General features: G+C 69.1%; 24 protein-coding genes and 1 pseudogene. 10 read left to right on the top strand and 15 right to left on the bottom strand.

The window, feature by feature from the left end; all coding sequences use genetic code 11:
- Positions 1–391 precede the first annotated feature (391 nt).
- Positions 392–2,524, top strand: coding sequence for a leucine-rich repeat domain-containing protein (locus IW256_RS42775; protein WP_197012225.1), 2,133 nt, complete (start codon positions 392–394; stop codon positions 2,522–2,524).
- Positions 2,525–2,844: 320 nt separating this feature from the next.
- On the opposite strand, the gene IW256_RS18740 is transcribed toward IW256_RS42775, so the two are convergent.
- Complete coding sequence (locus tag IW256_RS18740; RefSeq protein WP_197012224.1) at positions 2,845–3,684, bottom strand: MerR family transcriptional regulator; 840 nt, start codon at positions 3,682–3,684, stop codon at positions 2,845–2,847.
- 12 nt (positions 3,685–3,696) lie between these two features.
- Entirely contained in the window at positions 3,697–4,734 is a 1,038-nt protein-coding gene (locus IW256_RS18735) for an alpha/beta fold hydrolase (protein WP_231403841.1), read from the bottom strand.
- On the opposite strand from IW256_RS18735, the gene IW256_RS41225 reads away from it, so the two are divergent.
- Positions 4,721–5,227, top strand: coding sequence for a Tn3 family transposase (locus IW256_RS41225; RefSeq protein WP_307828944.1), 507 nt, complete (start codon positions 4,721–4,723; stop codon positions 5,225–5,227). The two genes, IW256_RS18735 and IW256_RS41225, sit on opposite strands and share 14 nt — an antisense overlap.
- A 240-nt stretch (positions 5,228–5,467) precedes the next feature.
- Here IW256_RS41225 and IW256_RS18725 read toward each other — a convergent pair whose 3' ends face one another.
- Complete coding sequence (locus tag IW256_RS18725; protein WP_197012223.1) at positions 5,468–6,541, bottom strand: TerC family protein; 1,074 nt, start codon at positions 6,539–6,541, stop codon at positions 5,468–5,470.
- A 187-nt stretch (positions 6,542–6,728) separates the two neighbouring features.
- On the opposite strand from IW256_RS18725, the gene IW256_RS18720 reads away from it, so the two are divergent.
- Positions 6,729–7,175 carry a helix-turn-helix transcriptional regulator gene (locus IW256_RS18720; protein WP_197012222.1) on the top strand — a complete coding sequence of 149 codons (447 nt, stop codon included), beginning with the start codon at positions 6,729–6,731 and terminating at the stop codon, positions 7,173–7,175.
- Between the two features lie 170 nt (positions 7,176–7,345).
- On the opposite strand, the gene IW256_RS43125 is transcribed toward IW256_RS18720, so the two are convergent.
- From IW256_RS43125 to IW256_RS18705, 4 genes and pseudogenes are all read right to left on the bottom strand, one after another.
- Complete coding sequence (locus IW256_RS43125) at positions 7,346–7,858, bottom strand: GNAT family N-acetyltransferase (RefSeq protein WP_231404920.1); 513 nt, start codon at positions 7,856–7,858, stop codon at positions 7,346–7,348.
- Positions 7,859–8,167: 309 nt separating this feature from the next.
- Positions 8,168–8,635: pseudogene (locus IW256_RS43120) on the bottom strand (class I SAM-dependent methyltransferase); the annotation flags it as partial.
- 59 nt (positions 8,636–8,694) lie between these two features.
- Positions 8,695–9,771 (bottom strand): ribosome small subunit-dependent GTPase A, encoded by a 1,077-nt coding sequence (rsgA, locus tag IW256_RS18710; RefSeq protein ID WP_197012220.1) that lies wholly within the window; start codon positions 9,769–9,771, stop codon positions 8,695–8,697.
- Between the two features lie 404 nt (positions 9,772–10,175).
- On the bottom strand, positions 10,176–11,084 hold the full coding sequence (locus tag IW256_RS18705; protein WP_197012219.1) for an alpha/beta fold hydrolase: 909 nt from the start codon (positions 11,082–11,084) through the stop codon (positions 10,176–10,178).
- A 105-nt stretch (positions 11,085–11,189) separates the two neighbouring features.
- On the opposite strand from IW256_RS18705, the gene IW256_RS18700 reads away from it, so the two are divergent.
- Complete coding sequence (locus IW256_RS18700; protein WP_307828943.1) at positions 11,190–11,804, top strand: TetR/AcrR family transcriptional regulator; 615 nt, start codon at positions 11,190–11,192, stop codon at positions 11,802–11,804.
- A 147-nt stretch (positions 11,805–11,951) separates the two neighbouring features.
- Here IW256_RS18700 and IW256_RS18695 read toward each other — a convergent pair whose 3' ends face one another.
- Complete coding sequence (locus IW256_RS18695) at positions 11,952–12,143, bottom strand: hypothetical protein (protein WP_197012217.1); 192 nt, start codon at positions 12,141–12,143, stop codon at positions 11,952–11,954.
- A 93-nt stretch (positions 12,144–12,236) separates the two neighbouring features.
- Between IW256_RS18695 and IW256_RS41210 the strand changes: the two genes are divergently transcribed.
- On the top strand, positions 12,237–13,991 hold the full coding sequence (locus IW256_RS41210) for a polymer-forming cytoskeletal protein (protein ID WP_231403840.1): 1,755 nt from the start codon (positions 12,237–12,239) through the stop codon (positions 13,989–13,991).
- A 126-nt stretch (positions 13,992–14,117) separates the two neighbouring features.
- Here the strand turns inward: IW256_RS41210 and IW256_RS43115 are convergent, their stop codons facing one another.
- On the bottom strand, positions 14,118–14,300 hold the full coding sequence (locus IW256_RS43115) for a Tn3 family transposase (RefSeq protein WP_420535452.1): 183 nt from the start codon (positions 14,298–14,300) through the stop codon (positions 14,118–14,120).
- A 19-nt stretch (positions 14,301–14,319) separates the two neighbouring features.
- Here IW256_RS43115 and IW256_RS43110 point away from each other — a divergent pair, with 19 nt between their 5' ends.
- Both IW256_RS43110 and IW256_RS18675 read left to right on the top strand, forming a co-directional pair.
- Positions 14,320–14,460 carry a hypothetical protein gene (locus tag IW256_RS43110; protein WP_197012215.1) on the top strand — a complete coding sequence of 47 codons (141 nt, stop codon included), beginning with the start codon at positions 14,320–14,322 and terminating at the stop codon, positions 14,458–14,460.
- 49 nt (positions 14,461–14,509) lie between these two features.
- Positions 14,510–15,307: a DUF4386 domain-containing protein gene (locus tag IW256_RS18675; protein ID WP_197012214.1), complete on the top strand. Its 798-nt coding sequence runs from the start codon at positions 14,510–14,512 to the stop codon at positions 15,305–15,307.
- Positions 15,308–15,448: 141 nt separating this feature from the next.
- Here IW256_RS18675 and IW256_RS18670 read toward each other — a convergent pair whose 3' ends face one another.
- Entirely contained in the window at positions 15,449–16,885 is a 1,437-nt protein-coding gene (locus tag IW256_RS18670) for an MFS transporter (protein WP_231403838.1), read from the bottom strand.
- 85 nt (positions 16,886–16,970) lie between these two features.
- Between IW256_RS18670 and IW256_RS18665 the strand changes: the two genes are divergently transcribed.
- On the top strand, positions 16,971–17,723 hold the full coding sequence (locus IW256_RS18665; protein ID WP_197012213.1) for a helix-turn-helix transcriptional regulator: 753 nt from the start codon (positions 16,971–16,973) through the stop codon (positions 17,721–17,723).
- A 92-nt stretch (positions 17,724–17,815) separates the two neighbouring features.
- Here the strand turns inward: IW256_RS18665 and IW256_RS18660 are convergent, their stop codons facing one another.
- From IW256_RS18660 to IW256_RS18640, 5 genes are all read right to left on the bottom strand, one after another.
- On the bottom strand, positions 17,816–18,610 hold the full coding sequence (locus IW256_RS18660) for an ABC transporter permease (protein ID WP_197012212.1): 795 nt from the start codon (positions 18,608–18,610) through the stop codon (positions 17,816–17,818).
- A complete protein-coding gene (locus tag IW256_RS18655; protein ID WP_197012211.1) occupies positions 18,607–19,563 on the bottom strand; it encodes an ATP-binding cassette domain-containing protein in 957 nt (318 codons plus the stop codon). Before IW256_RS18655 ends, IW256_RS18660 begins: the two co-directional genes overlap by 4 nt.
- Before the next feature lie 663 nt (positions 19,564–20,226).
- A complete protein-coding gene (locus IW256_RS18650) occupies positions 20,227–20,553 on the bottom strand; it encodes a DUF1048 domain-containing protein (RefSeq protein ID WP_197012210.1) in 327 nt (108 codons plus the stop codon).
- 1 nt (position 20,554) lies between these two features.
- Positions 20,555–20,911: a DUF1048 domain-containing protein gene (locus tag IW256_RS18645; protein ID WP_197012209.1), complete on the bottom strand. Its 357-nt coding sequence runs from the start codon at positions 20,909–20,911 to the stop codon at positions 20,555–20,557.
- A complete protein-coding gene (locus IW256_RS18640; RefSeq protein ID WP_197012208.1) occupies positions 20,908–21,234 on the bottom strand; it encodes a PadR family transcriptional regulator in 327 nt (108 codons plus the stop codon). Before IW256_RS18640 ends, IW256_RS18645 begins: the two co-directional genes overlap by 4 nt.
- Positions 21,235–21,870: 636 nt before the next feature.
- Between IW256_RS18640 and rox the strand changes: the two genes are divergently transcribed.
- The gene (gene rox, locus IW256_RS18635; RefSeq protein ID WP_197016389.1) at positions 21,871–23,295 is read left to right on the top strand and encodes a rifampin monooxygenase; all 1,425 of its coding nucleotides are present in this window, start codon (positions 21,871–21,873) and stop codon (positions 23,293–23,295) included.
- A gap of 463 nt (positions 23,296–23,758) precedes the next feature.
- Positions 23,759–24,724, top strand: coding sequence for a hypothetical protein (locus IW256_RS18630; RefSeq protein ID WP_197012207.1), 966 nt, complete (start codon positions 23,759–23,761; stop codon positions 24,722–24,724).
- Positions 24,725–24,839 lie beyond the last annotated feature (115 nt).

The following is a 24,839-nucleotide window of genomic DNA, read 5'->3' as shown; positions in this document are numbered from 1 at the left end:
CCGTCCCGGCTCGCCGTCCGGGCCCGGAGCACATCTGCCCGCACACCCGGCCGTCCGCGCCTGGGCTACGACCGCGTCCGCGTCCTCATGGAGCGGCACCTCGGCCTCGCCCCTCACCAACTGCGCCACTCCGCGGCCACACATCGGCGAGCAGAAAGTCCCGCTCCAGCTCATCATGGCCAAGACCCGACACAAGAACCCGCGCACCGCCATGCGCTACACCCGACCAGGTAGCGAGGCCGTCGCCGAGATCACCGGCATCCTCGCCCCGCCCCGCCGCCACTGAGGCCCGCCAACGCCCTGGAACGAGAAAACGCCCGGCTCCACCGACGACATTCCGGCCAGGGCGTCGTGCCGTTCAGTTGGTCGGGCGTCCCGGTAGGTTTGGGGGGTGATCGAATACGCAGCGGAGGTCGAGCGGATACTTGGAGGGCCGCCGGGCAAGGTGGCCTTTCGTGCTCTGTGCGCGGCGCTCGAGCGTGAGGAGAGCCCGCCGGATCTCATTGCTCTCTGCGACGAGCGCCTCGGCGGCTGGCCTGACGAGGTGCGTGAGGCGCCCTGGTCCTGGCTGGCCGCGTTGGAGGCCGGATATTCGAAGGCTGTCTGGCCGCTCGTCCGAGCATTGGACCTGCGATCGGAGCGTTGCGGTATTCGCGCCGCCGCCCTGCCGGACCCGCGAATGCGGGCCGAAGTCCGTTCTGTTACCCACCTCAACCTCGGCTTGTTCGCCCGTGAGCAGCTTTCAGTCTTGGCGGACTCGATGGAACACTGGCCCGAACTCCGGTCGGTTCACGTCGGATTCATCACCGATCATGACGCGGACTTGGTCGCGGCACTCGGCCGCGGATCCGCGGTAACGCGACTCGAATCGCTGAACCTGCTGGACGTCTGGGAAGATCTTTTCCACTTCGGAAAGCCGCCCTTCCGGCCGAAATCGGGGACGCCATGGCGCCTAAGGCACGCCGGAATGCGAGCGCCCGATCTGGTCCACCTCATCCGCTCCGGACTGGTGCCGGACCTGCGCTCAGCCGACGTCCTCGTTAGCAGTACCGAAGAGGCGCGGGCACTCGCCGACTGCGCGGAACTCGCTCGCCTCGACCGCTTGGCGATCGGCTTCCGCTGCGGCCACGACGGGCGTCAACCTTTGGGAAAACCGTACTTCGGCAACATCATCGAGCAGGACGACCAGGCATGCGAGCAGTTCTTCGCGCATGCGGACCTTGCGAACCTGCAGACGCTCAGAGTGGTGGGTAAGTCCATGGGGCTGGGCAGCGAGGGGCTCGGCGCCCGCGGCCTGGACGCCATCGCCGCCGGCGGCTTCATCGGCCGGTTGACGGAGCTGAGCCTGGAACTGCTGCCGCTGGGTGATGGAGCCATCGCCCGGGTCCTGGAAGCCATCGACCGCGATCGCATCGAGAAGCTGACGCTCACGGGCGTCGTGGCCACGGACCGGACGGCCCAAGCAATTGCCGCCGGCGGGGCGCTTCCGCGCCTGCGACATCTTGACCTGAGCCGCAACCAGCTCGGGGCAGTCGGAGCCGGCCATCTGGCGGTTAACGCGACGATGCCGACGCTTGAGTACCTTGATCTGAGCGGCAGCAACGGAGGCTCTCCGTACTACGGCCGCCCCAACGTCCAACCGGTAGGTGACTCCGGCGCCGAGGCTTGGGCTGCGTCACCCAACGCTGCGAAGCTCGCTTACCTGAACTTGTCCGCCACAGGTGTCGGCACCGAAGGCCTCTCCACCCTGATGGAGTCCAAGACGCTGACGCGGCTCCACGTCCTCGACCTGTCGTTCAACCCCGTCACCCACTGGCCGGAAACGCTCGCGAACGCCCCGGTCTGGCGCACGCTTCGAACGTTGAATGTCGCTGAATGTGGTCTCGGCGACGACGACATCGAAGCTCTCACCGCCATCACATCAGCTCCCGACCTCCGGAGCGTCTCGCTCGCCTACAACAGCGTCGGGTCACGCGGCGCGAGGGCCCTCGCCTCGTGGGCGGTAATGCCGCAACTGTGGGAACTGGACCTGCACGACAACGTCATCGGAGACGATGGCCTCATCGCATTGGCCACCTCCCGCACCGCACAGCGACTGCTCGAGCTCGACCTGGAACAGGACTGCGGGAACGCCGGCCAGCGAATGCTCAGCACGCCACTGCCGCGCGCACTCCTCGACCCGTCGGCTTTCCCCTCCCTCGACGCCCTGTTCCTCGGCGTCGTCGACGAATACCACGGTGCCCGGTACTCCAGCGGATTCCCCCGTCATGCCCTCGAAACGGTGCGTGGCTCGCGCCCCGAACTGGCCGCGTTCCTCACCCACCTCGACATCGAGGATTCCGAGGAATTCGAGGACATAGAGGTACTCATCGACCACGATTTCCGCACCAAGCGCGCCACTAGCCACGCGGAGTACCTCACCGAAGCCCGGACCTTCGCTCAACGCATGCTCGAGGGCGACATCGACTGGCCCCCAGCCGCATCACCCACAACCCCGATCGCAAGGCAGGTCCGATACGGCTGAACAACCCGCAGAGCACTGATTCGCCCGGCAACGAGGTGTCAGGCGGGTCGGTACGGAGAACTTCGGAAATCGGTGCGGACGACTACAGGAATCGACACCTCCGGAGCCAGCTCCATCTCCGGATTCTCTCAGAACTACCTCTCACAAGGCGCGAGTTGCGAGAGGAGTTCTGTGAATAACGACGACCCCCACGAACACGCCCGCGAGAAGCGGTCTCGCAGAACTCGCACAACCGAACATCTATGAGAACACGAAACGTCACCACCATCACACACAGCTACTTTGCGGCCGGTGACACCGACCCGAGCGGCGGGCCCTGTTCAGTGGTCGGTCGGTCCTACGATGCGGCCATGCCGGTGGAGTTCCTGAGCATCAGGAAGCCGCTGCTTCTGGGGGGCTACGCGTTCAAGCTTGGTCCAGCCGGTCCAGCCTCGCTTCTCCAGCAGCTCGATCAGTCGGCGGGCCGGCGGCACGGTGTCGAACGCCAATCTGTCCATCAGGCTGGCCAGCGGTGGCTCGAGGTCGATGTCGTCGACGTAGTCCTCGCCCTGTTCGTCGGCCATCCGCGTGATGTAGGCGGCTAGTTCGTCGGCCAACTCGACCAGCCGTGGGTCGTCGGCGGTCTGATCGAGGGCCTGGCTCAGGGTGCGAAAGAAGTCGATGAGCTGCGGGTCGGTGATCTGCTCGCGCTTGCGTGCCATCCACTCGGTGACTCGCTCGGGTGAGTGCGCGGCCAGCAGGATCCAGCCGTCCCGCTCCACCTGGACGATCCGCTCGTCGATCCCGATCGCCCGCAGGCAGTTGAGATACTCGACCACCTCCGGTGGCAGCGCCAGGTGGTCCCCGGCGGCGAGCCGGGCGATCTGCTCCCGATGCCGTTGCCGTTGCCGGATTTCGGCCCGCAGCCGCCGGTCGATGTCCGCGACCGCCGCGGCGAACTCCTCCTCGTCGGCGCGCAGCAACTCCCCCACCCGTGCCAGCGGCACCCCGGCCTGGGCAAGCGTCCGGATCTTGATCAGCTCGATCACGGCGCCGGCGTCGTACCTGCGGTAGCCGGAACGGTCCCGCTCCGGCTCCGGCAACAGTCCCTTGGCGTGATAGTGCCGCACCGCGCGCACCGTCACGCCGGAGTACGACGCCAGCTCCCCGATGGTCAGCATCGCACCAGTCTCCTACGGGGTGGTCCCAGGGGCGGCCTGGTCGGCTGCTCCAGGTCCGTTCCGGATGATCTGGGCGATCTCCCGGGCGTGGGTGAAGACCAGCCCGTGGTCGGCGTCGATCCAGGACGTGGCGATGTGCGGCTGCTCGCGGAGGAGCCGCTCGATGCCGGCACGCCAGTTCTGATTGAGCCGCGGCGCATGTCCTTCGCCGCTGTCGCCGGCCATCGAGGTAGACATGATCATGCTGATGGGCCGGTCGACCTTCCGGTAGCGGTCAAGGATCCCTGACCGGACCACATCGATCTCGACGTTCAGATCAAGGATCTCCTGGGCGGTGAGCAACACCTGACGCGCGGTGCCCCGTTCCGCCTCCTGCTGCGTCGCCATCTCCTCCCACATGGCGCGGAACTCCGGCAGAAGGGCCTCGGTGATGAACGGTTCGGGCACCGGGTTCGCCCCGTCGATGAGAACGAGCTCGGCCACGATGCCAGGATGCTCGGAGGCAAAGTGCACGGCCAGGTCGGCGCCCAGCGAGTAGCCCACGAGCACGGGGGGCGCGTGGAGGCCGAGGCGTCCCAGCTCCGCCATGACGGCGTTCAGATCGCTGAGGAACGCATCGAAGGAGTACCGGTCGGCGGCCGAGGCGACGCCGTGGCCCCGCAGGTCGAACGTCACGACGTCATGGTCATGTCGCAGCACCTCGGCCAGCTCGCGCAGGTCGTCCTGCGTCGAGTTCAGCCCGGGGCACAGCACCAGCGGCCGTCCCCGGCCGCCGCGAGACACCGGGATCGTGACGCCGTCATGGTGGACCGTGAAGTTCCGCATCGTCCTGTCGCTTCTTTCGTCCCGCTCGCCGTGGTCCATTGCACTCGTCTTCGTGGTCATGCCGACCATGGTGAGAGATTGACCCTGCGTCAGGGTCAACCGCTGCGAGGACGTGGCCTGAGCACAGCCGCGACCGGCAATCAACATCGGCCCGTACGAGGCGGCCACGCGCATCGCCGGGGTGTCGGCGCGGGGGCTGTCGACGGAGAAGGTGAACGCCGCCATCGCGACCGTGGTGAACACGTTCGCCGAGCTGGACGTGGTCAAGGCGTGGAGGGACGGCACCGCGGTGGCCGCCGACGGCAGCCAGGTGGAGACCTACATCGACAACCTCCCTTGCGGAGACGTCCATCCGGTATGGGGCGCGGGCGGCATCGCCTACCACTGCGTCTTCGGCACCTACGTGGCGCTTTTCTCCCGGTTCATCCCGTGCGGGGTGTGGGAGGCCGTGCACCTGATCGAGGCTCCGTGGCGGCGGGCCAGCGCCAGCAGCCGCCCGGCGGGGACGGAGGCGATGCTGGCGCCGGGGCCGGTGGTGGCGCGCCGGGGCACCACCAGAGTGGCCCGGCGGCACACCAGGCCCGGCCGGGCCAGCAGCGAGGCTACGCGGGCGACGATCGCCGCGCTTTGCGCGGTGTACCGGTCGGCGCGTGCCTGGTGCAGCACAGGATTGATGCTGAACCCGCTGCTGGCCACCGCCGCCGCAGCCACCGGGTAGCCGCCTGTGGCGGCGGCGCATGCCGCGCCGTGCACGGCCACCGCCAGGTCGGTGGGTTGGCCGGTCAGCACCGCCACCACCGGCCCGCCCGGCCGATCGGCCAGGTGCCAGGCGCGCACCGCGTCGGCGTGGCCGGCCGGATGATTGGCCGGGCGGCTGGTCGCCGCGGGACCGGTCGGGCAGGGGGCCTTGAGTCTTCGCCCGGCGGGCCGTACGGCGGGCCGGTCCAGATCATGGGCGTCACTGCCTTCTCCGTGCGTTTGCAGGGGCGGTGTTGCCCGGGGCCGTGCTGTCCGGGGTCGTGCTGTCCGGGGCCGTGGATTCGGAGACCGTTGCGTCGGGCTCGCCGCCGCTGGGGGCGTCCTGACCGGACACCGGTGCGGGAGCACCTCGGGTGGCCAGCAGGCTCCAGACGATGGAGACCGCGAGGGTGAGGACGATGACGCCCAGGGTGAGCGGAATGGGCAGCTTGCCGACCGGGGTCTCCGACAGGATCAGTTTCACCCCGGCGAAGGCCAGCAGGACCGCCAGGCCGTAGTGCAGGCGGGTGAAGCGGCGCAGCAGCCCGGCCAGGCAGAAGTACAGGCTGCGCAGCCCCAGGACGGCGAACGCGTTGGCGGCCCAGACGATGAAGGTGCTGGTGGTGATCGCCAGGATCGCCGCGACCGAGTCGAGCGCGAAGATCAGGTCGGTGGTCTCCACCGCGACCAGTACCACCAGCAGCAACGTGGCCACCCGCCGCCCGCCGATCCGGGTGAAGAACCGGTCGCCGTGGTAGGCGGCATCGACCGGCAGCACCTTCTTGACCAGGCGGACCAGCAGGTTGCGGTCGGGATGGATCTCGGTGTCGTGAGCGAAGGCCATCTTGTAACCGGTGTAGACCAGGAACACGCCGAACACGTACGCGGTCCAGAAGAAGGTCTGCAGCAGCTCGGCACCCACGAAGATGAACACCAGCCGGAACACCAGGGCCCCGATCACACCCCAAAACAGCACCTTGTGCTGGTAGGCGGCCGGAACCGCGAAGTAGGAGAAGATCAGCGCGAACACGAACACGTTGTCGACCGACAACGCCTTTTCGATCAGGTACCCGGCGTAGTACGCGCCGGCGGCCTGGTCGCCCTGCCAGACCCACAGCACCGCCCCGAACGCCAGCCCCGCGGCGATCCACACCGCCGACCAGACCGCGGCCTCGCGCAGCCCGATCACATGGTTGTCGCGGTGCGCCAGCAGGTCTACCGCCAGCATCACCGCGATCCCTCCGGCCAGCGCCAGCCACACCCACAGCGGCGCCGCCAACGGCAACTCCTGCATCAGCCCTGCTCCCTTCGCTCCGGGACCGGCCGGTTGGGTGAATGCCCTGGTCGGGCGGGTGCCGGCCCCTCCACATTTATACGAAGTAGAAGACACGTCAAGCTATGCATGAAATTTTTTACTTGTATTGGGGTGCGTGTTTTGGTGTAGGCTCGGGGGTGAGGCCAGGCGAAGGGACGGTGACCCAATGAACGACGACGGCGGCACGCCGAACGGCACGAGGGCCGAGCCGACAGCAGCGGGCCGCCCTTCTGCCGTCCCCTCCGCAGACCCTGCGGGGGACGGCCAGGCCAGAGGCGGGGCCGCAGGGGCGCATCCGGTCCAGGCGCGGCACGGCAGCAAAGGGCGCGGGGAGGGGCGCGGCTGGACCTTTCTGACCAACCACGCGCACGTGCTGCTGGCCCTGGCGCGCGACCCCACGGCGCGGTTGCGCGACGTGGCCGCGCAGGTGGGCATCACCGAACGCGCCGCCCAGGCGATCGTCGCCGACCTGGAAAAAGAGGGTTACCTTCAGCACACCCGGGTCGGCCGCCGCAACCACTACACCATCAACCCCGACGGGCCGTTCCGGCACCCCAACGAGGCCGACCGCCGCATCGGCGACCTGCTCGCCCTGTTCACCGAACTCCCCTGACCCCCTGGCCGGCCCGCGTCACCGGCCCCTCAGCCGCCGCGTACTGCGATACAGAACCCGCATTACCTGTCACATACACTGCTGCCCGGGCGTAATGCGCCAACCTTCGCGACGACCGAACGGCCCCCAGCCGTGCTGAGGGCCGTTCGCCGCGTTCGAAGAGCGGGAGATCAGACGCCGAACGCCGCCGGGTAGCGGATGACGCCGCTCGGGACGGGCCGCTCAGGGGCGAGGGCAAGCGCCATCATGTACTTGTCCTCGACGTCGAAGGGCGGGCGGATGCCGTACCCGGAGGCCGGGGTGAAGCCGAAGCGCGGGTAGTACTCGGCGTGGCCGAGCACGACCACCAGGTTCTCGCCCTGCTCGCGGGCGGCGTGCAAAGCGGCGCGGATGGCCGCGGAACCCGCGCCCCGACCCTGATGTTCGGGCCTGACGGCGCACGGACCCAACGCGAGGGCGGGCGAGTCGCCGACGTGGCAGCGGGTGAGCAGCGCGAATCCGGTGAGATCGCCGCCCGGGGCCTCGGTCAGCCACGACATGCCGGGCAGCCACGCCTGCGGGTCGGCCCGCAGGGCCTCGACGAGGTCGGCCTCGTGCGGGGTGGGGAAGGCGGCGAGGTTGATGTCGCGGATGGCGGCGACGTCACCGGCGCTCTCGGGACGGGTGGTCCAGGAAGGGGCCATGGTCGGGTTCGTCTCCTTGTCCTTCTGCGGATGCAGGACGTAGCCGGTGTACTGGTAGTCCGAGCCGTGCTCGCGGCGCATGGTGATCTCTTGGAGGGTGGCCGCGACCGCCTCGCGCATCCCGGGTACGGCCAGGTCGGCCGCGTGGGCGCGCTGTGACAGCGGCGTGTAGTACTCCTCGAACCAGTCGCGGTCGGGGAGGGGATGCGTCGCGGCGACGGCGTACCCTGCGGCGTGCGCCGCGGCGATGTTGCGCTCTCGTGTGCGCAGCGGATACGCCTGGTCCCAGAACGCGCGGGCTTCGGGGGATGGGGAGTCGGTGCTCCATTCGCATTCGGTGACGACCAGCCGGCCACCCGGCGCGAGCAGCCGCCGCCACGAGCGCAGCGCGGTGTCGAAGCCGATGTTGTACGCGGATCCTTCGGCCCAGATGAGATCGAAGCTCTCGTCCGGGAAGGGCAGGTCCGCCATCGACGCCCGTACGGTGTGGACGGCGAGGCCCCGGTCGGCGGCGGTTCGTCCCAGCTCGTCGAGGTACGGCTGATGCAGGTCGACCGCGGTGACATCGGCGCCGGCCTGGGCCAGCACCAGTGAGGAGCGGCCCGGCCCGCAGCCGATGTCCAGCACGCGCGGGCGGGGCGCCGGCGGCGCGGCCAGGGACAGCAGGTGGCGGGTGGTCGCGTCGGAGCCGGGACCCTGACGTGCCAGGCGGTCATGCAGGGCGAAGAACGCCGCCACTGTGGGGTCGCCGATCGGGTCGTGCGGGCTTTCGGGCATGGTGGTGCGGTCTCCTGGTGGACGGTGAGCACTCGGGGAGGTCGGCGGGACGCGGCCGGTCACGGCTGCTGGTCCCGGAACCTGTAGGTGGCGCGCAGGTGGCTGGTGATGGCCTTCTGCCGGTTGACGCGCTCCTCGCGCAGCCGGGCATCGGTACGTGAGGCCGCCCAGGCGTTCTCCCGTTGCAGCTTGTGGTAACTGCGCAGGCGACGTTCGGGCAGTTCACCCGCCTCGATGGCGGCCTGGACCGCGCATCCTGGCTCGGTGTCGTGGGCGCAGTCGCCGAAGCGGCAATGCGCGGCGAGGTCCTCGATCTCGGCGAAGACCTGCTCCAGGCCGTCGGCGGCGTCGTGCAGGCTGATCCCACGCAGGCCAGGCGTGTCGATGAGGACCCCGCCGCCGGGCAGGGGGACCAGCTCGCGGCGGACGGTGGTGTGGCGGCCCTTGCCGTCCTGTGCGCGTACCGTGCCGGTGGCCAGCAGCTCCTCGCCGAGCAGCGTGTTGCCGAGGCTGGACTTGCCCGCCCCGGACGGGCCGAGCAACACGGTCGTGCCGCGCAGCAGCGCTGCCAGCGCGTCGATGTTGTGACCCGTGGCGACGCTGGTGACCAGGACGTCCACACCGGGTGCCAGCGCGCCGGCCTCGGCGTGAACGGCCTCGGGATCGGTGGCCAGGTCCGCCTTGGTCAGGACGATCAACGGCTGCGCCCCGCTCTCCCAGGCCAGGGCGAGCAGCCGTTCCAGTTTGGCCGCGTCCAGGGGCGTGGCCAGCGACAGGGCGATGACGACCGTGTCGACGTTGGCGGCGAGCACCTGCCCGTGGGAGGACCTGGACGCCGACGAGCGCACGATCGCGCTGTGCCGCGGCAGCAGCGCCGCCAGGTGCGGCTCGGCGCCCAGGCGCAACGCGGCCCAGTCGCCGGTGCAGGGCGTCAGGAGCGGGTCGGGCGGGTGCGGCGCGGCGAACGTGGCCCGGATCGGGCCCGACGTGGTGATCGCCGTGCACAGGCCGCGATCGACCCGGGAGATCCGGGCCGGCACGAGGCCCGCTTCGTAGTGTTCGGTGAAGGTCTGGTCGAGTGCGCCGGTCCACCCGTACCGGGACAGGCCGGATGGATCGGTGTACGTGTGTGGCAACGTGAGACCCTTGCGGAGAAGGGGCCCCGACGAGACGCGGACATCACCCCGCCCGGCGAGCCGGATGGCTCACGGCTGGGGGAAGAAGTGGGTCAGACCGGGGCCCGGGACGTGAGGTTGGTCCGGGCGCTGCACATGGCAACGGTCTTCACCGCGGTCATCAAACCTCACCTCCCTCCCACGCCGATCCGATATCGAACGCACGGCAGCATAGCACCCTGGCCATGGACAGTGGACCGCTGCCATTCCCGCTTTTCTCCGCCGACGCCTCCGACTGAGGGAAACCGGACGATCGGGTGTAGGCCGAGCAAGGTCGCCAGGCGTGCCGCCGCCCCGTTGCCCGCATCCTCGGCGATCGGCAGGAACTCCCGTGGTCGTGCCCAGCGGGGATGGGCCCCGGGGGGTCATCCAGGCCGCCGCTCGGGTGCCGACGTCTGGGCGTCGAGGAAGCGCAGAATACGCTGGTTGATCAGGTCGGGCTGCTCCAGCGCCAGCCCGTGTCCGGCCTTCGTGATCACCTCCGCCTGCACCCCGGGGATCAGGCTCTGGAGCCGGGCCTGAGCGGCAGCGGCGTTCAGCAGCACGCTGCGCCCTGCCAGGAGCGCGAATACCGGAACCGACACCGAGCGCAGTTCCTCATCGGCGAACACCCGAGCCGGCGGGCGGGAGCCGGGACGGAACGTCCGGGAGGCGAGCAGGGCCGGCCTGAGCAACTCGGGTGGCGAGAGGAGGGCCGCGTTGGCCAGCAGCCGTCCGAGCCGGGGCCGCAGCCGGCGCGGGGCGAGCATCGCCATGGCTCCGGCGACCATGTTGAGGTAGAACCGCCTGGGCACCTTGGCCAGACCACCCGGGTCCAGCAGAGTGATCGATGCGAGCCGGTCGGGACCGTGGACGGCCTGGTTGAGTGCCAGCCACCCGCCGTAGGAGTGGCCGACCAGATGCACGCGGTCCAGACCGAGCCCGGCGAATACCTCGTTCAGCCACCTGGCGTTGTCGGCCGAGTCCGCCACCACCGTGTGCTGCACGCTGCGGCCCGGGTCATCGATGGTGTCCACCGCGATCACCGGATGTCGCGCGCCGAGAGCGGCGACCTGGGGGTACCACGTCGAGGCGTTCGTGCCATGACCGTGCAGGAGCACGACGGGCTCGCCGCGGCCGGTTCCGTAGCGGTGCACGTGCACGGTGCCGAAGCCGGTGTCGATGTCGGCTTCCCGGCGCGGCTGCGGCCATAACACCATGGCGTCCTCGTAGGCCCGCAGGAACCTCTCCCTGGCCTTTTCGCTGGTGAAACGCCCGATCTCGGTTCTGGTCACGTTCCCCTCCCGGCACCCACCGCATTGATACTGATGTACCAAAGCTATGGTACATACGTATCAAAAGGTGGGGTGGCTACCAGGTACTCAGGGAGAGGAGGGCCGGTGCCGAAACTGGCCGACCGCGACGCGCGGCACACCCAGATCATGGAAGCCCTGCTGCGGGTCGCCGGCAGTCAGGGGCTACATGCGGTGACCATGAGATCCGTCGCCGCCGAGGCGAACGTCTCACTGCGCCTGGTGCAGTACTACTTCCAGACCAAGGAGAAGCTGCTGCTCGCCGCGCTCGACCACCTGGCCGAGCGCAAGCGCGAACGGATCGCCGCCCGGGTGAACGCCGCCACCGACCCGGACGATCCCCGGACGGTCATCGAGGCCGTGCTGATCGAGGCGCTGCCGTCCGACGAGGACAGCCGCACCTTCCACCTGGTCTACACCGCGTATGCGGTGCTGGCGGCCGCCGACCCCGCACTGGCCGTCCGGCCCTTCCTGCAGGCTCCCGACGCCATGGAGCGTTTCCTCACCGACCAGCTCCAGCGCGCTCAGCGCAACCGAGCCCTCGACGCCCGCGTCGCCCCTCAGACCGAGGCCACGCTCCTGCTCGCCATGTCCGCCGGACTGGGCACCAGCGTCCTGCTCGGGCAGCGAACCACCGACGACGCAACGGCCGTGATCCGCTACCACCTCGACCGGCTCGCTCTCCAACATTCGCCGACCTGACATCGCCCCGGCCGCCGCGGCCCCCACCAGACGTTCCACCCGGCCGGGCCTGGCGGTCCGATTCGCTCCTCGCTGCAGCGGGCCAGGAACGCAACCGGGGCCTCAGTAGCCCCCGGAAGCTGTGAGTCGTGGTGACGGGGTCGAGGTTCAACCTGTGGCCGCTGCCTGCTGGTCGTCGTGTTCGCAGGGCAGGCGCATCATGGTGGCAGGTGAGGGGTGCCGTCCCCTCTCCTTGCCTGTGGTGATGACCAGCCGGGAGGCGATGTCGCGCAGGCTGTGGTTGTTCTCGACATAGTCCTCGCCATGCCACACGCGCCCGGGCCTTTTCTGAGGCCGCAAGGTCGAAGAGGCTCCCTACCACCCGTTGATCATTTTCCCTTGACGCCCCTACGACGCGGGCGCAATTCTCCTTCGGATATGGATCTTCCAGAGTTGACCGAGGCGGAACGCCGCCTGAGTGAGGCGTTCCCCCGAGGTGCGCATGTCGTCGTCGGCCCGGGATCCGACCCCGGCATGGACGCGGCCGGTGACCAGTCCTGGGGGCCGGAGCGGACCATCCGGGCCGAGGTGCTGCGCGACCTGCTGCTGGGCGAGGTGCGGCCCCCGGCGATACTGTCGATCTCCGGCGCGGAGATCATCGGCTCTCTGGACCTGGACTACATGCAGATCGGCTGCCCGGTGCGGCTGGTCGGCTGCCGGTTCACTGCACCGGTCACCGCCCAGTGGGCACAGCATCGGCTGCTGGACCTGACCGGCAGCATCCTGTCGGGTCTCGACCTGGACGGCAGCCACATCGACGGTCATCTGTGGCTGGGCCGGTGCCGGGTACGGAACCTGTCCGCCAGGCACGCCACCGTCAGAGGTGACGTGATCCTTGACGGCGCGGTCCTCACTCGCAGCGGTGATGAGGCGGAAGCGGCCCTGGTCGCCCACAACCTCACCGTCGGCGGTGGCCTGCGCGCCCGCGACATCACCGTCGACGGAGGGATCGTGCTGCGCACCGCGCGCATCACCGGCAACCTCACCGTGGAGGGCGCGCACCTGGCCGGTGGCCCCGGACCTGCGCTGCACTGCACCGACATCGAGCTCGGCAGCGACCTGCTTGCCCGCAACGCCACCGTCGACGGTGAGATCCGGCTGTCAGGGGGCACCTTCGCAGGCCCCGTCAACCTGCACGGGGCCACCATCACCCATCCCGGCCAGGTCGCCGTCGCTGCCGAACACGCCCAGCTGGACGAGTTGCTGCGCATGACCCACACCACCGTGCACGGGCTCACCCGCCTGGACGCGGCCCGGATCACCGGAGCGCTGCTACTGGCCGACGCTCACCTGGACAACCCCGGTGACGTGGCGCTGGACGCCGGCGCCGTGCAGATCGGCCGTGTCGAGGCCGAACGGCTCCGTGCGGACGGGACCGTCAACCTGCGTGGCGCGGTCATCAACGGGCAGGTGAACCTGGCACACGCGGACCTGTCGGCCCCCGCCTCCACCGAGGCACCCACGGCCCCGCGAGCGGTGGCGCTGCGGGCCAGCAGCTGCACCATCGGCGAGCTGTGGCTGATCTCCAGCCGGATCCAGGGGGTGCTGAACCTGCGCCGGTCCCAGATCGGCCGGCTGTACCTCACGTCCGAGGCGGCGCGGGGGCCGATCAGGATGGACGGGCTCACCTACACCTCGTTGCTCCCGCGCCTGCCCGCCGCTCAGCGTATCCGCACGCTCCAGGCCGACCCAGACGGCTACCTCCCGCACCCGTACCAGCAGCTCGCCGCCTCCTATCTGGCGGTCGGCGACGACGCGGCGGCCCGCGCGGTCCGACTCGCCGGCCAGCGGTGGCACCGCGCCACCCTCCCCTGGCCCGCCCGGATCTGGGGGCACCTGCTGGACGTCACCGTCGGGTACGGCTACCACCCGGGGCGCGCCGCGCGCTGGCTGACGTTGCTCACCGCCGTGGGCGCGGTCGTGTTCGGGCTGCATCACCCGCCCCCGCTGAAACCCGGGGAGGCTCCCGACTTCAACCCCTTCGCGTACACCCTGGACCTCCTTCTGCCGATCATCGATTTCGGTCAGGAGAAGGCATACAAACCCCAGGGCGCCTACCAGTGGCTTTCGTACCTGCTGATCGCCTCTGGCTGGATCCTGGCCACCACCGTCATCGCCGGGCTCAGCCGGACCCTCAGCAGACAATGAAGGCTCGCGTCGATCAGCACCGTCAGGCACCACGCCTGCTCGTTTTGGTCGGGTACGGTTTGGCAACTGTGCCCTGATGGGCGTAGTGCAGGTCCCGGCGCAACGCGTCCAGAAACTCGCCCCTGTTCAGCTGCCAGGCGATGTTCCGTCTGTATGCCGGATCCGAAGATACTTGGCGGCGTGGATGGTGCGCCGTAGCGTCCCCCACTCCTTGAGCGCCGTGGCCAGGATGTTCTGCCGCGAGACCGCCGACCATTTGCCGACCACCATCGAGGCGATGGCCTGGCCGTACTTCAGCGACCCGCCCATCCCCAGCAGGTCCGGCCACGTGTCGGCCACCATGTCCTCGTACCACCGGGCCCTCCCGGCCGTGTCCACGATCTGGACCGCCGGTGCCGTCACCCAGGGCCTGAACCGGCGCGTGCTGCGCGCCACGGCCGCCACCCTGCTCCTGGCCGCCGGCGACTGACGCGCGGCTTGAACCGGCCACCGGCGGGTGGGGACAGCGCCCGTTCAGCATGGTTCTCTACAGCTATCTCGGCAATCGCGTGGGGCCGATCCAAGCCTTGGAGAGTCGCGTGAACACGATCAGATCTCGGAATCTGGAAACCTCGGTGGACGCCGTTCAGCGGACCGCCAGGATCGCCGGTGTCTGGTTCATCCTCACCTTTGTCTTATCGATCCCCGCCGTGTTGCTGTACGACCCGGTCCTCAATGACCCGAACTACATCCTGGGAGCGGGCGCGGACACGCAGGTGCGGCTTGGAGCCCTCCTCGAGATTCTGACCGCCGTCGCGAACGTCGCCACCGCGGTCGTGCTGTTCCCGATCTTGAAGCGGCAGAGCGAGAGCATCGCCCTCGGTTACATCGGCTTACGAATCGTCGAAGCGACCCTCATCGTGATGGGGGTCGTCAGCGTCCTCGCCGTCGTCGCGTTGCGGCAGGACCTGGCGGGCGGGGGCGGCGCCGATGCCACTCTGATCGGCCAGTCACTGGTGGCGTTGAAGGATCAGACGTTCCTGCTCGGTCCCGCCTTCTGTGCGGGCTTCGGCAACGGGCTGCTGCTGGGCTACCTGATGTACCGGTCGGGCCTGGTGCCACGCCCCATGGCGCTCATCGGGCTCATCGGAGGCCCCATCGCCTGCGCCACCGCGACTGCTGTCCTGTTCGGCGCCTACGAGCAGCAGTCCCCGGTGAACTTCCTGTTCACGGCACCAGAGATCGTCTGGGAACTGTCACTGGGCATCTGGCTCATCATCAAGGGCTTCAGCCCCGCCCCCCTCATCACAGAAGCGGCCCGCGACTCCGCCTCGTGAACGGGATAGCCCTGGACCTGGAAGCTGAACATCAGCAGCAGCTGAGCCGTGACCACAAGGCCCTGTGCCGAGGTCCGACCCCCAGGTCACGCCGAACGGCGGTCCTTGAGTGCGGACCAAGGCGACACCGGCTCCGACGGCTCAGCCCTTGACGGGCTCGTCTGCGCGGCTTTCGGGCAGCCCCCGGGATTCGACGTCCTTCCGGGACGCCGCTCCCAGCAGGGTGGCGATGAGGACGGCGCCGAGCACGAGGAGGACGGCGGTGACAGTGAGCGCGAAGGAGAAGCCTTCCGTCGCGGCGCGCTGCGCGCCGACCGAGCCGACCAGATCGTCGCTGCGGCGCGTGGCCAAGGTGACCAGGATCGCCAGCCCCACGGTGCCGCCGACCTGCTGAACGGTGGTGAAGATGGCCGAGCCGAGACCGGCGTTGTCCCCGGTGGTGCCGCTGACCGCGGCGATCGTCAGCGCGGGCAGGCTCAGGCCGCACCCGACAGCGGTGACGAGCATGCCGGGCAGCACTCCGGCGGCGTAGCCGTCGCCCGGCGCCACCCCGGCCAGGAGGAATAGTCCGGCGGCGCTGATCAGGAACGCGACGACGAGCGTTCGGCGCACACCCACCCTGATCGCCGCGCGGGAGGAGAGCCACATTCCCGCCAGGATGCCGGCGCCGTACGGCAGATAGGCGGTACCGGCCGTGAGCGGCCCGTAGCCCAGCACGGTCTGCAGGTGCACCATCAGCAGGAACGCCATCGAGTAGAAGCCGGCGGAGAACAGCAGAGTCGCGGCATTGGCCACGGCGCGGGTTCGGGTGGCCAGAAACGACAGCGGCACGAGGGGCTGCGGGGTGCGTGCCTCGACCACGATGAACGCGGCGGCCAGGACGAGGGCGACGACGAGTGGCAGCCCCTGCTCCTGCAGCAGGCCGTAGACCAGCGACAACAGCGCACCGGTGCCCAGTACCGCCCCGGGCACGTCCAGACGGCCGGGGTGGTGGTCGGCCCGGCTTTCGGGCGCCAGACGCGGCAGCAGGACCAGGGCCGCCGCGGCCACAGGCAGGTTGACCAGGAAGATCCATCGCCAGGATGCCAGGCCTGTCAGCGCACCGGACAGCACCAGACCCGTCGTGCCGCCCAGCGCCGCGATGCCGCCCCACACGCCGAGCACCTTGGCGCGCTCTTGTGCCCCCGGGAACAACAGAGTGATCAGCGAAAGCGCGGCGGGTGCGGCCATGGCCGCACCCGCGCCCTGGGCGAACCTGCCCGCGATGAGTTGCCAGGGCTCCTGCGCCAGTCCGCAGGCCAGGCTTGCCATGCCGAACAGCCCCACGCCGCTCAAGAACACGAGTCTGCGCCCCAGCAGGTCGGCCACCCGGCCGAACAGCAACACCAGACCGCCGAACGCCAGGAAATAGGCGTTCACGACCCAGGCCAGGCCCGCCGCATCGAAGCCGAGGTCATCCCGGAGACTGGGGAGCGCGACGTTCACCACGTTGTCGTCCAGAATGAGCATGAACTGCACGAAGCACAGCACCACCAGCGCGGCCCGGCGCCGCCCAGTGGCCAGGGTTGATATGGGCATGCGACGACGCTAGGCCGCCGCTCATGATGACCTCAATACGCTACAAGGCCACCTAGTATCGCATTGAGGCCATACCCTCGATCGCATGAGTGATGAGTCCGACAGCCTCGCCGGGGTGGGAGCGATTCTCGTCGGGACCTTCCCGTTGACCACGGGGGAATGGACTCCCGTGCACAGCCACACCCATCACCAACTGGCCTGGACACGACGCGGCGTGCTGGGCGTGGCCATCGGTGACGACTACTGGGTCCTGCCGCCCACCCGGGCCCTCTGGCTGCCCGCAGGAGTCGTCCACAGGACAGGCGCGACCCGCGACGCGATGCTGACCAGCCTCTACTTCGACCCGCAACACTGCGACCTGGGCTGGTCCGAACCCACGCCGGTCGCGGTCGACGGGCTCCTGGCCCACCTGATCGGCTACCTCGCCCGCCAGGACCTGGCCGACGACGCGCGCGTGCGCGCCGAGGCGGTTGTCGTGGACCTGCTGCGCCCGCTGCCCACCACGCCCATCGACGTGCCCCAGCCCGTCGACGAACGCGTCCGCGCCGTGGCCGACGCGCTGCTCGCCGACCCCGCAGACCCCCGAAGCCTTGAGGCACACGCGCGGGCCATCGGCGTGAGCCGACGCACCCTGACCAGGCTGTTCGTCCACGACACCGGCATAAGCTTCGACCGCTGGCGCACCCACGTGCGGCTGAGGGCCGCGCTCCCCATGCTCGCCGAGGGGCAACCAGTCTCACGGGTCGCGCACGCCGTGGGATACGCAACGCCGAGCGCGTTCCTCACGGCGTTCCGCCGCACCGTGGGCACCACCCCCAAGCGCTACCTGACCGGCTAGGTCGCAAACGTCATCGGTCTGTGGGCGGCGGTTCCTTCGAGGCCGGTGTGGACGGGCAGGGTAAGCGGCCTGGTGGTCGACGGTTGGCTCGATCAGCGGCCGGGGTCGCGGTTGAACAGCTTCATCGACCAGAGGAAGCCGGCCACGGTGATGCCCACCGACCAGGTGAGGGTCTGGTAGCCGCTGTTGCCGATGGCGTCCCCCATCAGCAGGCCGCGCAGGGTCTCGATGGCGGGGGTGAAAGGCTGGTACTCGGAGAACCAGCGCAGGACGGTCGGCATCGAGTCGGTGGGCACGAAGCCGCTGCCGAGGAACGGCAGGAGCATCAGCAGGAGGGGCGCGTTGCTGGCGCCCTCGGGGTTCTTGGCCGCCAGGCCGAGCGCGACGGCCAGCCACGTGAGCGAGAAGACGAACAGTGCCAGCAGTCCCGCGGCGATGATCCACTCGACGGGGCCGGCGGTGGGCCGGAATCCGATCGCCAGTGCGACGAGGGTGACGACCACGATGCTGATGCCGATGGAGATCATGGTGCCGACGACATGCCCGGTGAGGATGGACGACCGGGCGATGGCCATGGTGCGGAACCGGGCGACGATTCCCTCGGCGGCGTCCATGGCCACCGAGATGGCGGTGCCGGTGGCGGCGCCGACCGTGGTCATCAGGATGATGCCGGGCGTGACGTAGTCGAGGTAGGCCTGGCGGCCTCCCCCGGCGGTGAGGCCATTCCCCAGGGTGCCGCCGAAGACGTACACGAACAGCAGCAGGAAGACGACGGGCATGCCGACGGACTGCACCGTCATCGCCGGGTAACGGAGCATGTGCTTCAGGCGTCGGCGGATCATCGTCGCCGAGTCGGCGAGGGTGTGGGTGCGGACGGCGGTGCTCATCGGGGCTGTTCCTTGGGGTCGCCGGTGAGGGTGAGGAAGACGTCGTCGAGGTCGGGGGTGTGCACCGACAGCTCCTCGACGTCGATCGACTGGTCGTCCAGGCGCGCGAGCATCTGCCGCAGCGAGCCGACGCTGCCGTCGCTGGGGACGTGCAGGGTGAGGGCGTCGCCGTCGCCGTTCAGGGAGCCGGTGCCCAGCGCGCGGAGCGCGGAGTCGACAAGGTGCGGGTCGGCGAAGCGCAGGCTGACGTGCCCGCCGGGGACGAGCCGCTTGAGCTCCTCGGGAGTGCCTTGGGCGATCAGCGTGCCGTGGTCGAGAAGGGCGATGTGGTCGGCGAGCTGGTCGGCCTCCTCCAGGTACTGGGTGGTGAGGAAGATCGTGACTCCACCCGCCACCAGCTCCCGGATGATCCGCCACATGGTGCGGCGGCTGCGCGGGTCCAGGCCGGTGGTGGGTTCGTCCAGGAAGATGACGCGCGGGTCGCCGACCAGCGTCATCGCCAGGTCCAGCCGGCGCCGCATGCCGCCGGAGTAGGCGGAGACGGGCTTTCCGGCGGCCTCGACCAGGTCGAACCGCTCCAGCAGCCGCACGGTGAGCTGCCGGCCCGTGCGCCGCGGCAGGTGGTGCAGGTCGGCCATGAGGTTGAGGTTCTCCTGGCCGGTGAGGAACCTGTCCACGGCCGAGTACTGGCCGGTGACGCCGATGGCCGCGCGGACCGCTTGGGGGTTCTTGGCCAGGTCGTGGCCCGCAACGACGATGTCGCCGTCGTCGGCGCCGATCAGGGTGGACAGGATCTGGACGGTGGTGGTCTTGCCCGCACCGTTGGGGCCGAGCAGGGCGAAGGTCGTTCCTTCGGGGACGGCCGGGTCGATGCCGTCGAGCACGACCTTGTCGCCGCTCTTGTCGCGGTAGGACTTGCGCAGTCCATGAGCCGCGATGGCCAGGTTGGACATGATGGGTGCTCCTCGCAGGAGACGGGGGCAGGGGATCAGAGGTTGCGGGCGGTGATGTCACCCGGGATGCGACTGGTGGGTTGGGTGCCGGGGCTGTTGGAGGGTTGCTGACGCGGGGTGTCGATGGGGTTGTGACCGGTGGCGATGTCCGGGCGACGCCGTTGGATGGAGGGTGCCGGGTTGGCTGGGCGGCAGGACCGCGCCCAGCACGGCCTCGGAGATCGGCGGTCGCCTCAGGTGGTCTGACTCTGGTGGTGCTGATCGGTACGGGGCGTGCAGGCGGCTGACCTCAGCGTGGCCGCACGCCTCGGCGTCGGTGCTCCCCCAGCCACGCGGTGGGGCGCCGACCCGCAGTACCGGCGCGAACTCGTCCCAGGCGGTGTCGGCGTCGTGGCAGGTCGCCTCGCGGATGCGGGCGAGCCTGGCAGCGGCCGGACGGCCGTACAGGTGGTGGTGCGCAGTGACGATCCCCTCTGGGATCTCACGTCGGCCGCCCGCCGCAGACGCGGGCGGTGCCCGCCAGCCGAGCGACCGTGACGATGGCTTGGGCGCAAGAACCGGCACCACTGGGCGCGCAGCGGCAAGCAGGCTGCCGGCGGTCAGGGGCCCGAGGCTCGCCTTCGACTCACCCGTCGAAGAGCTCCGCCGGCACCGGTCGAGGGGCTACTTCCCGGCCGTACCGGGTTCCCCGCTCATGGATTGCTGGTAGACCTCCGCATAGGTGGGAGAGTCCTTGATCAGGTCGTCGCAGAATGCGGCGACGTCGTTGCCGATGAGTTCCAAGACCCCCTTGCCCGCGGCGGCGCCCTCCTCGAAGAAGTCGACGATCCCGGGGAGCAGGGGCCCGTCAGGCAGGTCGACCGGTCCGACCTTGAACAGGTACCTCTGCATCTCCTTGTAGACGATCTGGTAGTCCGGCGGGAGCGCCTTGACGCGCGCCTTGTGCGCCCGCCACTGCTTCTTGCCCTCGATGATGTCCTGGATGCCCACGTCAGCCTCCCAGCCGGCTCATTTTCCTTGCGACGTTCCTGTTCAACTGCTCGCGCCACCGGTCGCGATAGGTGCGAGCGCCTTGTCCACCGGCCAGCGCCGTGCAGAAGCCCTGGATGTCGTCGCCGAGTACGTCCTGGACGCTCTGCCCGTCCGCCGCGGTTTCCTCCAGCAGCCCCAGGGCGGCGTCGAGGATCGGCATCAGGTTGCGGCCGGTGAAGTCCGAGTGGGGGAAGAGGTGGCACTTGATCTGTTCCCATGCCGCCCGGTAGTTCTCTGGCAGGGCCGTGGCCCGGGCTTCGACCGCCTTCCATTCCCTGGTGAGATCACTGCCTGTGATGGTCTCCCAGAAGTTCATCTCCCGCCCTCCTTGAGGCTGTCGATGCGTGATGAGACGTACTGCCATTTCGCCCAGAACTTCGCGAGTTCCTCGCGTCCGGCGTCGTTGAGCGCGTAGAACTTGCGCGGCGGGCCGACCCCGGAGGGCCGTTTCGTCACCTGGACGAGCCCGTTCCTCTCCAGCCGCAGCAAGATGGTGTAGACCGTCCCTTCGACGACGTCGGCGAAGCCGAGCTCGTTCAGCCGGCGCGTGATGGCATAGCCGTAGGTTTCCTCGCCGCCGATGATTTCCAGCACGCAGCCCTCAAGCGTGCCCTTCAGCATCTCCGTCAGGTCGTCCATCACGGACCCTCTTCGATCTCTAGGTACCTTGTAGTACCGAGTACCACTATACGGTACCACTTAGTAGTGGAGCAACGTCCGGCGGGCGTGGTGAGGTGATGGCGCCCTCGTCGTGTCGGCCGCGAGGCGGGAAGGTCGCCTCCAAGTACCGCACCGCGCGGTTCGCGGCCAGGAGCGAACCTCATCGGGGCAGCGCCTTCCGAGAACCGTTCCGTCTCGGGGGCGGCCAGGATCAGGCCCGTCGACCGTGGCCGGGACCAGCCGGGTCGCCACGCCGGTTTCGCCCTGCGACCGCAGGGGCCCGTTCGGAGTCGTGATCACGTGGCCGGAAAAGAGGTGGACGGGGTCATGGTCGGGCTTGTAGCTTGCAGCTGACCGTGACACCGCCCGAGGAGGTGAGACCCATGAACGCTGTATCGATGTGGGTGCTCCCCCTTCCCTTCACGGCCGGGCGATTGACGTAGGTGTCGCCGGGAGCGCCCGTCAACAAGGCACTCCCGAAAGGCAACACCTATGCACTCTTCGCAGTTCACCGCCGAGCCGTCGTCGAACAACACGGTCGAGCGCGACTTCACCGTGGGAGAGGTCCCCGGAGTTCTCTCGTCGCCGGCCACCGGCGCCGATCGCGCGCCTCTCATGTTCGACGTGATCATTGCCGGGTGCGGGCCGACCGGTGCGATGCTGGCCGCCGAACTGCGGCTGCACGATGTGCGGGTACTCGTGCTGGAGAAGGAAACCGAGCCCGCGTCGTTCGTCCGCATAGTCAGTCTGCACATGCGCAGTCTCGAGCTGATGGCAATGCGCGGACTGCTGGATCGCATTCTCGAACGCGGAAGAAAGCGTTCGGTCGGTGGCATCTTCGCCGCCATCACCAAATCCGCTCCCGAGGGCCTGGATTCCGCGTACGCCTATCTGCTGGGCATCCCGCAGCCGGTCATCGTTCACCTGCTCGAAGAGCACGCGATCGAACTCGGTGCGCAGGTCCGGCACGGTTGTGCGGTGGCCGGGTTCGAGCAGGACGACGAGGGTGTGACCGTCGAGCTGGCCGACGGAGAGCAGCTGCGTGCGCGCTACCTCGTCGGCTGTGACGGCGGGCGCAGTACGGTGCGCAAACTGCTCGGCGTCGGCTTCCCCGGCGAGCCTTCGCGGACCGAGACGCTGATGGGCGAGATGAAGGTGGGCGTGCCGCAAGAGGAGATCGCCGCCAAGATGGCCGAATCCAGCGAGACCCATAAGCGGTTCTGGCTCAGGCCGTTCGGCGAAGGGGTCTATAGCGTCGTAGTCCCGGCCGCGGGAGTCAGCGATCGCGCGGAACCGCCCACTCTCGAGGATTTCAAACAGCAGTTGCGCACCATCGCCGGAACCGATTTCGGCGTGCACTCCCCGCGCTGGTTGTCCCGCTTCGGAGATGCCACCCGGCTGGCCGAACGTTATCGGGTGGGGCGGGTGCTGCTGGCCGGCGACGCGGCACACATCCATCCGCCCACCGGCGGTCAGGGACTCAACCTGGGCGTTCAGGACGCGTTCAACCTCGGTTGGAAGCTGGCCGCACAGATCCGCGGCTGGGCGCCGGAAACACTGCTGGACACCTACCAGGCCGAACGTCAGCCGGTCGCCCGGGACGTGCTGGACAACACCCGCGCCCAGAGGGAACTGCTGTCCACCGAACCGGGCCCGCAGGCCGTGCGCAGGCTGCTCACCGAACTGATGGACTTCGACGAGGTGAACCGCTACCTGATCGAGAAGATCACCGCGATCGGCATCCGCTACGACTTCGGTGAAGGCCCCGATCTGCTCGGCCGCCGCCTGCGCGACATCGACGTGAAACAGGGCCACCTCTACGGTCTGCTGCATCGTGGTCGCGGACTGCTGCTGGACCGCACCGAACGCCTGACCGCCGGCGGCTGGTCGGACCGGGTCGATTACCTCGCGGATTCCACTGCGGTCCTGGATGTCCCGTGCGTCCTGCTACGCCCCGACGGCCATGTCGCCTGGATCGGCGACGATCAGCACGACCTCGACGACCATCTCTCCCGCTGGTTCGGCAAGCCCGCCAACTGATTTCGCCTGAGCAACCGAAAATGCCCGTGAGGAGGATCGGAACGGCCGGTAGCGACTGACCATCGGAAGGCCGGAGGGGGCATCAGCCGTGGTGCTCTGGCCCCAGGGCCGGCAGGTTCTCCCGAACCTGACCACAGGGCCAAATCAGCTCTGTGATCAGTAACGGTTCACGGTTCGTGTCACGAGTCGGGTGTACCGCGCGGTCGCGCACCCCTGACATTCGAGGGTGTCTCCGACTCGGAGGCCAATCGGGCGGAGGGGGTGCGTGGTGCCCGCATATGGGAGCCGGAAGAGCTGGTGGAAGCGTGGACGCTGCTGGATGACGATTCGCGGTCGGTGGCCAACAAGACCGGCGCGACGCGGCTGGGCTTCTGCCTAGTGCTGAAGTTCTTCGAGCTGGAGGTGCGATCCCCCGGCACGCTGGCGAGATCCTCCAAGCGGGCGTTGCCGTATTCTCGGGTCGATGATCGAGGAACGGCTGCGGCGCTGCGGGCTCGCGCCGCGTCCCGGACCGCCGGCGGCTCCGCTGCCCTCGATTGTCGTGGGACTGGCGGCCTCGTGCGGACGGCACGAGGGCGACCACCGCGTGGACTCCGCGCAGGTACCGGGCGAGGCCCCCGACCGCGTGACACGTCTGAACCGCGACTGGTACGACCTGGCTTCTGCGCACGGCCTGTTCGACGCCGACCGCGAGTTCCTCGTGTACGACCGCGACGGCGCGCCATCACGGGTCCGGTTGCTGGACGACTGGGACGTGATGGGCGAAGGGGGCGTCGGGCTCTTCACCTACGCCCCCGGCCACCCGGAACTGGGCATGGCGTCGCTGGACGGCCGTGTGGCACTGGTCGCCACGACCTGGGGCGACGGCACGGCGTCCTCGCTCGTCCTGATCGACCCCGCCAAGGCGCCGACCGTCCAGCGGTACATGTCCCGGATCGCCGCGAACGTCGCGGCGAGCGAGAGCCAGCGGGCCGGGCTGCGCGCCTGGCATGCCTACCTCCAGGCGCAAGGACTGCCCGTGCCCGCCTCGATGACGCCGCTCTCCGACGCCGAACTGGACGAGCGGCGGCGCGCCGCGATGGCCCCGTTCGGCCGGGTCACCACGGGCGCACCGCTGACCGACCTGCGCAACGGGTTCCGGGACGAGGAGCAGCGTGCCAACGTGAAGTGGCTCGTGCACTCGTTGCTGGCCGACGACCACAACCAGGAAGAGTGCCGCTACCTGATGCGCTTCTGGTGGCAGCTGACGATGACCTACCAGGAGGTCACCGTCCACCAGCTTCGCGAACACGTCGGTGAGACGAAGCTGCTGGCCGCCGAAGGACTGATCAACGCGCTCCGCTCGTCGCCCGAGCAGGTTGACGCCTGGACCGCCGCCGTGCGCGAGGTGTTCCCCTTCGCCGAGAGTCGTAAATCCTCGCCGGAGTAAGGCACACCGCCCGGATGAACTCGCCGGGGACTTCAGCCATCCGATCGGTCTCGACGACACCGGGGGGTATCTCTTGAGGCGTGGAAATGATCTTGATGGGTAGATCAGAAGCCGA

Source organism: Actinomadura viridis (assembly GCF_015751755.1).
GTDB lineage: Bacteria > Actinomycetota > Actinomycetes > Streptosporangiales > Streptosporangiaceae > Spirillospora > Spirillospora viridis.
This window is presented reverse-complemented; position numbering and strand designations above follow the sequence as displayed.

Coding starts and splice junctions, on each gene's coding strand:
- IW256_RS18740 (WP_197012224.1), bottom strand. CDS start 3,684: ATGCTGACCATCGGGGAGCTGGCGTCGTACTCCGGCGTGACGGTGCGC.
- IW256_RS18735 (WP_231403841.1), bottom strand. CDS start 4,734: ATGGCGGCGTTCACCTTCTCCGTCGACAGCCCCCGCGCCGACACCCCG.
- IW256_RS18725 (WP_197012223.1), bottom strand. CDS start 6,541: ATGCAGGAGTTGCCGTTGGCGGCGCCGCTGTGGGTGTGGCTGGCGCTG.
- IW256_RS18720 (WP_197012222.1), top strand. CDS start 6,729: ATGAACGACGACGGCGGCACGCCGAACGGCACGAGGGCCGAGCCGACA.
- IW256_RS43125 (WP_231404920.1), bottom strand. CDS start 7,858: ATGGCCCCTTCCTGGACCACCCGTCCCGAGAGCGCCGGTGACGTCGCC.
- IW256_RS43115 (WP_420535452.1), bottom strand. CDS start 14,300: ATGGGCGGGTCGCTGAAGTACGGCCAGGCCATCGCCTCGATGGTGGTC.
- IW256_RS18675 (WP_197012214.1), top strand. CDS start 14,510: ATGGTTCTCTACAGCTATCTCGGCAATCGCGTGGGGCCGATCCAAGCC.
- IW256_RS18670 (WP_231403838.1), bottom strand. CDS start 16,885: ATGCCCATATCAACCCTGGCCACTGGGCGGCGCCGGGCCGCGCTGGTG.
- IW256_RS18665 (WP_197012213.1), top strand. CDS start 16,971: ATGAGTGATGAGTCCGACAGCCTCGCCGGGGTGGGAGCGATTCTCGTC.
- IW256_RS18660 (WP_197012212.1), bottom strand. CDS start 18,610: ATGAGCACCGCCGTCCGCACCCACACCCTCGCCGACTCGGCGACGATG.
- IW256_RS18655 (WP_197012211.1), bottom strand. CDS start 19,563: ATGTCCAACCTGGCCATCGCGGCTCATGGACTGCGCAAGTCCTACCGC.
- IW256_RS18645 (WP_197012209.1), bottom strand. CDS start 20,911: ATGAACTTCTGGGAGACCATCACAGGCAGTGATCTCACCAGGGAATGG.
- IW256_RS18640 (WP_197012208.1), bottom strand. CDS start 21,234: ATGGACGACCTGACGGAGATGCTGAAGGGCACGCTTGAGGGCTGCGTG.
- rox (WP_197016389.1), top strand. CDS start 21,871: ATGTTCGACGTGATCATTGCCGGGTGCGGGCCGACCGGTGCGATGCTG.
- IW256_RS18630 (WP_197012207.1), top strand. CDS start 23,759: ATGATCGAGGAACGGCTGCGGCGCTGCGGGCTCGCGCCGCGTCCCGGA.